We start from the raw sequence: 10,751 nt of genomic DNA, 5'->3' as shown, positions 1-10,751 counted from the left end.
ACAGATCTGCGCCGCACCGCATCCTCTGGATCGGAGGCCGAGCACATGGAGTACTCATAGTTACATGCAGTCTTCGAACGCGCGGAATAAAAGGATTTGTTTGCGTATATGGCGTTTCAGTCGATACATTTTCGACGATCATACGGCCCTTTCGCGAACAAGTTCGCTCCCACGGCCTCCGGCCAGAATCAAAAGCGGACTTGTATAGGGTGATGGGCACGGAGCATCGGCACGATGCTGTTCATGCGGACACCTGCGAGGCGGGTCAGAGCATCAGTTTGATGACGTGTTCGGAAGGGTCGCGGGACTTGCCGGCTTTTTCGAGTTCCTGCAAGTAGTCTTCCCATAGCGAAGCCTGGCGTGTGGCCAGTTCGTACAGGTATTCCCAGGTAAACAGGCCGCTGTCATGGCCGTCATCGAAAGTGAGTTTCAGCGCATATTGCCCGGCGGGCTCGACCTTGGTCAGGCCGACTCCCAGTTTGCCGAATTGCAGGATCGGCCGGCCGTGGCCCTGAACTTCGGCAGAAGGGGAATGCACCCGCAGAAATTCGGCGGGTAAATGGTATTCCTCATCCGGCGCGTATTTCAGCGTCAGGGTCTTGGAGGCCTTGTGCAACTGGATGGCAGTGGGCAGAGCGGGCATGGCGGCAGTCTCGGGTTTCAAGCGTCGGGCAGAAGCAAAAAGCTGCAAGAGTGAACAACCTCTTGCAGCCTGAAATGCCAACCGCGTGTGGCTTAGAGAATATAACGCGACAGGTCTTCGTTTTCTGCCAGATCACCGAGGTGGCTGTTGACGTATTCCGCGTCGATCTCGATCGGCGCTGCGTCAGGGCTGATGGCCAGGTCACCGGCGCTGAACGAGACTTCCTCGAGCAGGCGCTCAAGCAGCGTGTGCAGGCGGCGGGCGCCGATGTTCTCGGTCTTCTCGTTGACCTGCCAGGCAATCTCGGCCAGACGCTTGATGCCTTCAGGCTTAAACTCGATCTTCAGGCCTTCGGTCTTGAGCAGCTCGCGGTACTGTTCGGTCAACGACGCATGCGGCTCGCTGAGGATGCGCTCGAAGTCCTGAGGCGACAGCGCCTTGAGTTCAACGCGGATCGGCAGACGGCCTTGCAGCTCGGGGACCAGATCGCTGGGTTTGCTCAAATGGAACGCACCCGAGGCGATAAACAGGATGTGGTCGGTCTTGACCATGCCCAGTTTGGTGTTCACGGTGCAACCTTCGATCAGCGGCAGCAGGTCGCGCTGCACGCCTTCACGCGACACGTCGACACCGCCCGAATTACCGCGTTTGGCAACCTTGTCGATCTCGTCGATAAACACGATGCCGTGTTGCTCGACCGCTTCCAGCGCCTTGGCTTTCAGCTCTTCTTCATTGACCAGACGGCCGGCTTCTTCTTCGCGTACCAGCTTGAGCGCTTCCTTGACCTTGAGCTTGCGGCTCTTGGTCTTGCCCTTGCCCATGTTGGCAAACAGGCTTTGCAACTGATTGGTCATCTCTTCCATGCCAGGCGGCGCGGAGATATCGACACCAACGGCTTCGTTGATCTCGATCTCGATTTCCTTGTCATCCAGCTGGCCTTCGCGCAGGCGCTTGCGGAACAGCTGACGGGTATTGGAATCGCTGCTCTGCGCCGGATCTTCGTTGAAGCCGACCCGGGCCGGTGGCAACAGGGCATCGAGGATGCGCTCTTCGGCGGCATCTTCGGCACGATGACGCACCTTGACGATTTCCTGTTCGCGCAGCAGCTTGATCGCGGCATCGGCCAGATCACGGATGATCGACTCTACATCGCGACCCACATAACCCACTTCGGTGAATTTGGTGGCTTCGACCTTGATGAACGGTGCGTTGGCGAGCTTGGCCAGACGACGGGCGATTTCGGTCTTGCCGACACCGGTCGGGCCGATCATCAGAATGTTCTTGGGGGTTACTTCGACACGCAGCTCTTCAGGCAACTGCATGCGGCGCCAGCGATTGCGCAGGGCAATGGCCACGGCGCGCTTGGCATCGTCCTGGCCGATGATATGGCGATTGAGTTCATGGACGATTTCGCGGGGAGTCATTGACATGGTTATTCACGGTCCTCTGTTGCGGGCAAGTCGATGGGGCCGCAGGGTGTGCGGCCCGGCAGCGGCTTAGCCAGCGAGGTCCTGCTCCTCAATGGTGATGTTGTGGTTGGTGAACACGCAAATGTCGCCGGCGATATGCAGGGAAGTCTCGGCAATTTCGCGGGCCGACAGGTCGGTCTTGAGCAGCAGGGCGCGTGCTGCGGCCTGAGCGAATGCGCCACCGGAGCCCATGGCGATCAGGCCGTCCTCGGGCTCGACCACGTCACCGTTGCCGGTGATGATCAGCGAGGCGTCCTTGTTGGCGACGGCCAGCATGGCTTCAAGACGGCTCAGTGAACGATCGGTGCGCCAGTCCTTGGCCAGTTCGACGGCTGCACGAACCAGATGCCCCTGGTGTTTTTCCAGTTGGGCCTCGAAGCGTTCGAACAGCGTGAATGCATCGGCGGTCGCGCCAGCGAAGCCGGCGATCACTTCACCGTGATACAGGCGGCGTACCTTTTTGGCGTTGCCTTTCATGACGGTGTTGCCCAGAGAAACCTGGCCGTCGCCAGCCATGACGACTTTACCGTGGCGGCGCACTGAAACGATGGTGGTCAAGGGAGAGTCTCCACACTGCGGGGCGAAAATGCCCTGATGCAAACTCATATGGGGGTGTGGGTGAGTATTTCAACCTTGAGGATGAATCGGGGGGAATGACCGTATGATTCTTGTCCCAACTCTTTAAGCGGACCGGGCGACGCTTCGTTTGTCCACGATCTCCCGGTTTTTGTAGCGGACAGAAGGCCGTTTTGATTCTGCCCAACGGGCGTAGGAGCGGACTTGTCCGCGATGGGCTGCGAAGCGGCCCCCAAACAGGCTGCCTCGGCTGGGTCTGATACACCGATGCGGCTGGTTTTGCTGCCGGTTCCCGGCAGATCGCGGACAAGTCCGCTCCTACGCCCTTCGGGCAGAAGCTCCGTTCTCCGTACTCATCGAAAACACGCGATGAGCACGGAAACAGCGGCGCTTTGGCTAGCGGCTTTGACGCTGTTGCAACAACAGGTTACTAAATCCGCCGCTTGCCAGTTGTTTCTGCGCGGTGGTCAGCTGTTCGCGGTTGCTGAACGGGCCGACCAGTACGCGGTACCAGGTTTCATCCTTGACAGTGCCCGACTCGACGGTAGAGGTCTGGCCCAGCAGGATGATTTGTGCGCGGACTTTCTCGGCGTCAGCCTGTTTGCGGAACGAGCCCGCCTGCAGGAAGAACGTCGTCACCGCGGCCGGCTTGGTGGTCGCAACCGGCGGGGCTGGCGGAGGCGTCAGGCCGCTGAGGGCTGCCTGGGCACGTGCCGTGTCGATCTTGGCGGCCTGTTCCGGCGAGACCGGTGCGGTCGGTGCCACAGGCGGCGGGGTCTTCTCCGGCACGGCTTCGTTCGGCACGATCACTTCCGATTCCGGCAGCAATGTATAGAAGTCGTACTTGGGTTTGACCGGCGCCGTAGGGCTTGGCGGTGTCTTGTTCGCTTCGGCGATCTTTGCAGCCTTGGCGTCTGCCCTGACCCGCTTGACGTCATCGCCACCGGGTTCGAGCTTCATCAAAAAGACCACGAATGCGCCCACGGTCAAGCCAATCGCCAGCCACAACCATCCTGGAATCGGCTTCTTCGCGGGTGCCTGATAACGGCTGGCGCCCCGCTTGGGTGCCGGTTTCTTCTTCGCAACTGCCAACTTACATACGCTCCAGAGTTTCCAGACCCAACAGGTCCAGGCCTTGCTTGAGGGTGCGGCCGGTCAGTGCAGCCAGCCGCAGACGGCTCTGTTGCTGATCGGGGTTTTCCGCACCAAGGATCGGGCAGTTTTCGTAAAAGCTCGAAAACAGACCCGCAAGGTCATACAGGTAAGCACAAAGTACGTGCGGTGTGCCTTTTTCTGCGACGTTGTTCAGTGTTTCGGTGAACTGCGCCAGACGTGCGGCCAGTTCCTGCTCCTGCGGCGCCTCAAGGGCGATCTGCCCTTTGCTTGCGTCGAAGGGTGTACCAAGCTTGCGGAACACGCCGGCCACACGGGTGTAGGCGTACAGCAGATAGGGCGCGGTGTTGCCTTCGAAACTGAGCATCTGATCGAAGTTGAAGCTGTAATCGCTGGCGCGGTGCTTGGACAGGTCGGCGTATTTCACCGCACTGATGCCCACGGCCTTGGCGATGCTGCGCAATTCCGCTTCGGCGACTTCCGGGTTCTTTTCCTTGACCAGCGTGTAGGCGCGCTCTTCGGCTTCATCGAGCAGGTCGATGAGCTTGACCGTGCCGCCATCGCGGGTCTTGAACGGGCGGCCATCGGCGCCGTTCATGGTGCCGAAGCCCATGTGTTCCAGTTGCATGCCGTCATGCACGAAACCGGCGCGGCGCGCCACTTCGAACACCTGCTGGAAGTGCAGGGCCTGACGCTGGTCGACGAAATACAGCACGCGGTCGGCCTTGAGCACCTTGCTGCGATAGCGGATCGCTGCCAGGTCGGTGGTGGCGTACAGATAACCACCACCGGCCTTCTGCACGATGACCGGCAACGGCGTGTCATCGGCGGTACGGAATTCTTCGAGGAACACGCATTGTGCGCCATTGCTCTCGACCAGCAGGCCCGCGGCTTTCAGGTCGTTGACCACATTGGCCAGGTCATCGTTATAGGCGCTTTCGCCCATCACGTCGGCCGGGGTCAGCTTGACGTTGAGGCGCTCGTAGGTTTCCTGGCAGTGCGACAGCGAGATGTCCTTGAAGCGCGTCCACAGCGCCAGGCACTCGGCATCGCCGGCCTGCAGCTTGACCACCAGACCACGAGCACGCTCGGCGAACTCTTCGGACTCGTCAAAGCGCTGCTTGGCGGCGCGGTAGAAGTTTTCCAGGTCGGACAGCTCGTCGCTGGTCGCCGGCTTTTCCTGCAGATAGGCCAGCAGCATGCCGAACTGGGTGCCCCAGTCGCCGACGTGGTTTTGACGAATGACCGTGTCACCGAGAAACGTCAGGACGTTCGCCACGCCGTCGCCAATAATGGTCGAGCGCAAATGGCCAACGTGCATTTCCTTGGCCAGGTTCGGTGCCGACAGATCGACGACCACGCGCTGTGCAGCGCCCGCCTTACGCGCCGACAGGTGCGCGTCGGCCAGTGCAGCGTCGAGGCGTGCGGCCAGCGCGGCAGTGTTCTGGAAGAAGTTCAGGAAGCCCGGGCCGGCAATTTCGACCTTGCTGACCTGCTCGTCGGCCGGCAGTGCGGCGATCAGCTTTTCAGCCAGATCGCGCGGTTTCATGCCGGCAGGCTTGGCGAGCATCATCGCGATATTGCTGGCGAAGTCGCCGTGCGTCTTGTCGCGGGCGTTTTCCACCTGGATCGCCGGCGTCAGCCCTTCTGGCAAGACGCCCTCGGTGACGAGACGGGTCAGGGCTTGTTGAATCAGCTGGCGAATCGTGTCTTTCATGGTGCTCTCTTCGACCGCAAGCGCGGTGGCGCTTCGATGCGCGGGTGGAAAAACTCCGCATTATCCGTTGCTCAAGCCTGCTTGCCAACGGCGTGACTTAATAAAGATCCACAGGATCCACATCCAGCGACCATCTGACCTGCCGACCGCTGGGCATTTGCTCCAGCGCGAGCAGCCAGGTGGCTAGCAATTTATGCAAGGGCGCGCGGGCGCTGGACTGCACCAGCAGTTGCGCACGATAACGCCCGGCGCGGCGTTCCATCGGTGCCGGAACCGGGCCCAGCAGCTCGATGCCGCCGAGCGCCATTTGCGCAACCAGTTGCTCGGCATCGCTGCAGGCCTGATCGAGAAAGGCCTCGGCCTGTCCCGGCTTGTGCGCTTCGGCGCGCAGCAGCGCGAGGTGTGAAAACGGTGGCAGACCCGCCGAACGGCGCTCGCTCAAGGCCTGTTCGGCAAAGGCGAAATAACCCTGCTCGGTCAGCTGGATCAGCAGTGGGTGGTCGGCCAGGTGGGTCTGGATGATCACCTTGCCAGGCTCTTCGGCGCGCCCGGCACGACCTGCCACCTGCACGATCAGTTGCGCCATGCGCTCGCTGGCGCGGAAGTCGCCGGAAAACAGCCCGCCGTCGGCGTCCAGAATCGAGACCAGCGTGACCCGGGGAAAGTGATGGCCCTTGGCGAGCATTTGCGTGCCGACCAGAATGCATGGCTGGCCGCGCTGGATCGTCGTGAACAGCTGGTTCATGGCGTCCTTGCGCGACGTGCTGTCGCGGTCGACACGCAGTACGGGGTAGTCCGGAAACAGAATCGCCAGACGCTCTTCGGCGCGCTCGGTGCCGGCGCCTACCGGGCGCAAATCCACCTTGCCGCACGACGGGCACTGACGCGGTACGCGTTCGACATACCCGCAGTGATGGCAGCGCAGCTCGCCCGAGCGCTGGTGCACGGTCATGCGTGCATCGCAGCGCTGGCAGCCGGACATCCAGCCGCAGTCGTGGCACAGCAAGGTTGGCGCAAAGCCGCGACGGTTGAGGAATACCAGGACCTGCTGGCCTGCCGCGAGCGTCTGGCCTATGGCCTGCTGCATGGGCCCGGAGATGCCGCTGTCCAGCGGTCGGCTCTTGACGTCCAGGCGCATGAAACGCGGCTGCTGTGCGCCGCCCGCGCGCTGATTCAGGCGCAGCAGGCCGTAGCGGCCTGTGTAGGCGTTGTGCAGGCTTTCCAGGGACGGCGTGGCCGAGCCCAGGACAATCGGAATGTTTTCCTGACGCGCCCGTACCAGTGCCAGATCGCGGGCGTGATAGCGCAGGCCTTCCTGCTGTTTATAGGAGCCGTCGTGTTCTTCGTCGATGATGATCAGGCCGGGGTTTTTCATCGGCGTGAACAGCGCCGAACGCGTGCCGATGATGATGTCCGCCTCACCATCGCGAGCCGCCAGCCAGGCGTCCAGCCGTTCGCGGTCGTTGACCGCCGAGTGGACCAGCGCAATGCGCGCATTGAAGCGTTGCTCGAAGCGCGCCAGGGTCTGCGGGCCGAGGTTGATTTCCGGGATCAGCACCAGCGCCTGCTTGCCGGCTTCGAGGGTTTCGCGGATCAGTTGCAGATAGACTTCGGTCTTGCCGCTGCCGGTGACGCCGGCCAGCAGAAACGCATGAAAGCTGTCGAACCCGGCGCGGATCGCTTCGTAAGCGGCGCGTTGTTCGGTGTTGAGCGGCAATTCAGGCTGGGCCAGCCAGTGTTCATGGCGTGCGCTGGGTGCATGGCTGCGGACCTCGACGTACACCAGCTCCTTGGCCAGCAACAGGTTGAGGCTGTCCTTGTTAAGCATCAGCTTGCTGAGCAGTTGATGCGCCACCCCGTGCGGGTGCTGGGCCAGAGTGGTCAGGGCTTCGCGCTGTTTGGGTGCGCGGGCGATGCGCGGATCGTCGACGCTGGCGCCGGGGGCCACGTGCCAGAAGCGTTCCTGGCGACTTTCGGCCAGTTCGCCCTGACGCAACAGCACCGGCAAGGCCCAGCTCAGGGTGTCTCCGAGGCTGTGCTGGTAATACTGCGAGGTCCACAGGCACAGCTTGAACAGCGCGGGTGGCAGCGGCGCTTCGCTGTCGAGCAGAGCGATTGCCGGCTTGAGCTTGTCGGCGGGCACTTCGCTGTGATCGACCACTTCCACCAGAATGCCGATCATTTCCCGGCGTCCGAACGGCACTCGCAGGCGCATGCCCGGCTGCAAGGCGCTGCGCGACACGCCCGCTGGGGCGCGGTAGTCGAACAGGCGGCGAAGCGGCGAGGGCAGGGCAAGGCGCAGGATGGCGTCGGGCACGCGGTGTTTCCCTGTGGTGATAAGTGATGACGGAGGCGCGATCTTAGCAGACGACCGGTGTGAAGGTTCGCTTGCGTCGTTGCAATTGTCTGGTACTATCCGCAGCCTATTTCCGTGCGGTATTCAACAATAGTGTTGAGTGGCGGCGCGTTAGACCGAGGAAGTACCGATGAAAGCTGATATCCATCCAGTTTACGAAGCCATTGACGCTACCTGCAGCTGCGGCAATGTCATCAAGACCCGTTCCACCCTGGCCGCTCCTCTGAGCCTGGACGTGTGCAACGAGTGCCACCCGTTCTACACCGGCAAGCAGAAGACGCTTGACGTTGGCGGCCGTGTCGACAAGTTCAAATCCCGTTTCGGTGCGTTCGGCGCTACCAAAGCGAAGTAAGACTGGCTGCCCGATGGGCATCTCCAGGCTGCTTGAAAAGGCGCTCCTTGTGGGCGTCTTTTTTATGCCCGCGATTTGGGTGTCCGGCGCGCAGGCCTTCTGCCCGGCACCTGCCTCGTTGCCAGTCGCGCAGGTACAGCGTGTGGTCGACGGCGACACCTTGAAGCTGACCGATGGCCGCAGTGTGCGGATGATCGGGCTCAATACGCCTGAAACCGGCAGGAAAGGCCGGTCGGCCGAACCGTTTGCCGAGGCGGCGAAAAAGCGCTTGCAGACGCTGGTCAATGAAAGCGGCGGCAAGGTCAGGCTGCGTATCGGCCGGCAGGGCAAGGATCATTACGGCCGCACGCTGGCCAACGTCTATGACCGTAAAGGCGCCAACCTCGAGGCGCAGCTGCTCAGCGAAGGGCTGGGCTATCTGGTGGCCGTTGCGCCCAATGTCAGGCTGGTCGCTTGCCAGCAGGGCGCGGAGCGTCAGGCACGTCAGGCGCGGCTGGGTGTGTGGCGCAATTCTCCGGTGCAGTCCTCGGCCCGACTGAGCAAAAGCGGGTTCGCGATTGTGTCCGGTCAGGTCAGGCGTGTGCAGCGCAACCGCGGTGGTATGTGGATCGAATTGCAGGGCTCGCTGGTCCTGCGTATCGCGCCTGCCCACCTGAGTGCATTCGATACGGCGACGCTCCAGCGCCTCGAAGGACGGCAGGTCGAAGCGCGTGGCTGGGTCGTCGATCGCTCCCGGCGCGGAGGCCTGAAAAAGGGGCAGTCCCGCTGGCAGCTGTCACTGACCCATCCCGCAATGCTGGACCTTTCACGCCGTTAGAAGCGCCCTTCAAACCGGTGATCTGACGAGCCTGACCGAGTGTTCACGTTTCAGCCCTCTGAGCGTAAAGTCTAAGCCCTAGCCTATTGACAGCAGTGACTGGTCAGTCTTGTTAGGACTATGCATCTTGCGTATCCTCGGCGGTCCGTCTGTCCCACAGTAAAAAAAGCGGAATCCAATACATGTCAGATCTGAAAACTGCCGCGCTCGAATACCATGCCAATCCTCGTCCGGGGAAGCTGAGCGTCGAACTCACCAAGCCGACTGCAACCGCTCGTGACCTGGCTCTGGCCTACAGCCCTGGCGTTGCTGAACCCGTGCGTGAAATTGCCCGTGACCCCGAGCTGGCTTACAAGTACACCGGCAAAGGCAACCTGGTAGCAGTTATTTCCGATGGCACCGCGATTCTCGGCCTCGGCGATCTGGGTCCATTGGCTTCCAAGCCGGTCATGGAAGGTAAAGGGGTTCTGTTCAAGCGCTTCGCCGGTATCGACGTTTTCGATATCGAAGTCGATTCCGAAAGCCCACAGGCGTTCATCGACACCGTCAAGCGTATCTCCATCACCTTCGGTGGCATCAACCTGGAAGACATCAAGGCGCCTGAGTGCTTTGAAATCGAGAAGGCGTTGATCGAACAGTGTGACATCCCGGTTTTCCACGATGACCAGCACGGTACCGCGATCGTGACAGCGGCCGGCATGATCAACGCACTGGAAATCGTCGGCAAGACCCTCGATTCGGCGAAGATCGTCTGCCTGGGCGCTGGCGCTGCGGCCATCTCCTGCATGAAGCTGCTGGTGAGCATGGGCGCGAAGATCGAAAACATCTTCATGGTCGACCGCACCGGCGTTGTTCACTCCGGCCGTACCGACCTGAACCAGTACAAGGCTGCTTTCGCTCACGCTACCGAGAAGCGCTCGCTGACCGACGCACTGGATGGCGCTGACGTATTTGTAGGCCTGTCCGGTCCTAACCTGCTGAGCGCTGAAAACCTCAAGCTGATGGCCAAGGATCCGATCGTGTTCGCCTGCTCGAACCCTGATCCGGAAATTTCCCCGGAACTGGCTCACGCCACCCGCAGTGACGTGATCATGGCCACTGGCCGTTCGGACTACCCGAACCAGGTCAACAACGTACTGGGCTTCCCGTTCATTTTCCGTGGTGCCCTGGACGTTCGCGCCAAGCGCATCAACGAAGAAATGAAAATCGCCGCGGCCAACGCCCTGCGCGAACTGGCCAAGCTGCCTGTACCACAGGAAGTCAGCGACGCCTACGGCGGCATCAAACTGGAATTCGGTCGTGAGTACATCATTCCGAAGCCAATGGACACCCGCCTGCTGGGCCTGATCTCCGATGCAGTGGCCAAGGCCGCCATCGAGACCGGCGTTGCCACCCTGCCGTATCCGAAGCACTACCCGCTGACCAGCGTGGATGATGTGTTCAAGGGTTGATTCCTGACCCAATAAAAAACCCCTGCAGCGATGCAGGGGTTTTTTTATGCCTTGGATACCCTGCACTTGTTGGGTATTTTCAGGGATTGAACTGGCCTCTTCGCGAGCAAGCTCGCTCCCACATAGCCCCGGATCATCCCCGAATCCGTAGGAGTGAGCTTGCTCACGAAGAGGCCTGTGCAGCCGCTGAAAATCTACTGACCCATTAATACGCCTTCGCGAGCAAGCTCGCTCCCACAAAGCCCCGGATTATCCTG

The 10,751-nt window shown here is 61.2% G+C and carries 9 protein-coding genes; 3 read left to right on the top strand and 6 right to left on the bottom strand.

Annotated features, from left to right (window positions below; all coding sequences use genetic code 11):
* Positions 1-265: 265 nt before the first annotated feature.
* The 6 genes from P406_RS21350 to P406_RS21325 all read right to left on the bottom strand — a co-directional run bounded on the left by P406_RS21350 (position 266) and on the right by P406_RS21325 (position 7,835).
* The gene (locus P406_RS21350; RefSeq protein ID WP_003316640.1) at positions 266-643 is read right to left on the bottom strand and encodes a gamma-butyrobetaine hydroxylase family protein; all 378 of its coding nucleotides are present in this window, start codon (positions 641-643) and stop codon (positions 266-268) included.
* A gap of 92 nt (positions 644-735) precedes the next feature.
* Positions 736-2,073, bottom strand: coding sequence for an ATP-dependent protease ATPase subunit HslU (hslU, locus tag P406_RS21345; RefSeq protein ID WP_003316641.1), 1,338 nt, complete (start codon positions 2,071-2,073; stop codon positions 736-738).
* 66 nt (positions 2,074-2,139) lie between these two features.
* Positions 2,140-2,670, bottom strand: coding sequence for an ATP-dependent protease subunit HslV (hslV, locus tag P406_RS21340; protein WP_003392345.1), 531 nt, complete (start codon positions 2,668-2,670; stop codon positions 2,140-2,142).
* 414 nt (positions 2,671-3,084) lie between these two features.
* Positions 3,085-3,780 (bottom strand): SPOR domain-containing protein, encoded by a 696-nt coding sequence (locus tag P406_RS21335; RefSeq protein WP_003403056.1) that lies wholly within the window; start codon positions 3,778-3,780, stop codon positions 3,085-3,087.
* A 1-nt stretch (position 3,781) separates the two neighbouring features.
* On the bottom strand, positions 3,782-5,518 hold the full coding sequence (gene argS / locus P406_RS21330; protein WP_046237305.1) for an arginine--tRNA ligase: 1,737 nt from the start codon (positions 5,516-5,518) through the stop codon (positions 3,782-3,784).
* A gap of 97 nt (positions 5,519-5,615) precedes the next feature.
* The gene (locus P406_RS21325) at positions 5,616-7,835 is read right to left on the bottom strand and encodes a primosomal protein N' (RefSeq protein ID WP_003365984.1); all 2,220 of its coding nucleotides are present in this window, start codon (positions 7,833-7,835) and stop codon (positions 5,616-5,618) included.
* Positions 7,836-8,004: 169 nt separating this feature from the next.
* On the opposite strand from P406_RS21325, the gene rpmE reads away from it, so the two are divergent.
* The 3 genes from rpmE (at position 8,005) to P406_RS21310 (ending at position 10,494) form a co-directional block, all read left to right on the top strand.
* Complete coding sequence (gene rpmE / locus P406_RS21320; RefSeq protein ID WP_002551648.1) at positions 8,005-8,226, top strand: 50S ribosomal protein L31; 222 nt, start codon at positions 8,005-8,007, stop codon at positions 8,224-8,226.
* A 13-nt stretch (positions 8,227-8,239) separates the two neighbouring features.
* Positions 8,240-9,043, top strand: a complete 804-nt coding sequence (locus P406_RS21315) for a thermonuclease family protein (protein ID WP_032702563.1) — start codon at positions 8,240-8,242, stop codon at positions 9,041-9,043.
* A 182-nt stretch (positions 9,044-9,225) separates the two neighbouring features.
* Positions 9,226-10,494: a malic enzyme-like NAD(P)-binding protein gene (locus P406_RS21310; protein ID WP_003316648.1), complete on the top strand. Its 1,269-nt coding sequence runs from the start codon at positions 9,226-9,228 to the stop codon at positions 10,492-10,494.
* Positions 10,495-10,751 lie beyond the last annotated feature (257 nt).

The organism is Pseudomonas syringae pv. coryli str. NCPPB 4273, from assembly GCF_000972175.1.
Classification (GTDB): domain Bacteria; phylum Pseudomonadota; class Gammaproteobacteria; order Pseudomonadales; family Pseudomonadaceae; genus Aquipseudomonas; species Aquipseudomonas syringae.
The sequence above is the reverse complement of the archived record's forward strand: the minus strand, read 5'-3'. Positions and strand labels throughout refer to the sequence as shown.